This window comes from Larkinella sp. C7, assembly GCF_006149005.1.
Taxonomy (GTDB): Bacteria; Bacteroidota; Bacteroidia; order Cytophagales; family Spirosomataceae; genus Larkinella.
The window spans coordinates 910-1138 of record NZ_VBSL01000051.1; the positions used below are offsets into that span (position 1 = coordinate 910).

The following is a 229-nucleotide window of genomic DNA, read 5'->3' on the forward strand; positions in this document are numbered from 1 at the left end:
AAAGGTAAGGGATGATTTTTCAGCCCGTGCACAAAAGTATGAGACCTATCAAGCCACTTTCACTGGTCGCAATAGTTTTTCAAAGACAGATACAGACGCCACCTTTATGCGGATGAAAGACGACCACATGAGAAATGGTCAACTGAAGGCTGGCTACAATCTCCAAATCGCTACTGAGAATCAATTCGTTCTCCACTATGATAGCTTCCCAAATCCGACAGACACCAAG

General features: G+C 44.1%; 1 pseudogene. It reads left to right on the forward strand.

From position 1 onward, the window contains the following. Positions 1-229: pseudogene (locus tag FH871_RS34285) on the forward strand (IS5/IS1182 family transposase); the annotation flags it as partial.